The sequence below is a fragment of the Citrobacter sp. VF227 genome, from assembly GCF_052950715.1.
Map to the genome: position 1 here is coordinate 1 of NZ_JBRFVF010000373.1, position 473 is coordinate 473.

The 473-nt window shown below is 60.5% G+C and carries 1 protein-coding gene; it reads right to left on the reverse strand.

Annotated elements, in window-relative coordinates:
• Positions 1-84 precede the first annotated feature (84 nt).
• A partial coding sequence (locus ACU8YC_RS26820; RefSeq protein ID WP_446896234.1) for an SLC13 family permease occupies positions 85-473 on the reverse strand: 389 nt, incomplete at its 5' end.

Here is a 473-nt window from a genome sequence, read left to right on the forward strand (position 1 = left end):
CCTTTTTCTTGTTCGTCATGGCAAAGGCCCGAGAGCATGAAACTGAACACCTGACCGGTCAATGATCCAGCGCAAGCCTTGCCATCAAATCGGCGTGAGTGGCCAGAACAGCGGGATCACCAGCGTTCCGACCAGCCAGAGCAGCAGGTTCAGCGGGATGCCGATCTTGAGAAAGTCGGCGAAGCGATAGCCCCCGGCGTTGTAGACGAAGGTATTGGTCTGGTAGCCGATCGGTGTGGCGAAGCTGGCGCTTGCTGCGAACATCACCGCCACCACGAAGGCGCGTGGGTCGACGCCCAGGTGCTGCGCCAGGCCGATGGCGATGGGGGTGATCAGCACCGCCACCGCGTTGTTGGACAGCATCTCGGTGAGCAACGAGGTCAGCAGGTAGATGAACGACAGCATGAACAACGGCCCGGCCCAGGGCGTCACGGTGGTCACGTTCTGTACGATCAGCTGTACCAGACCTACCT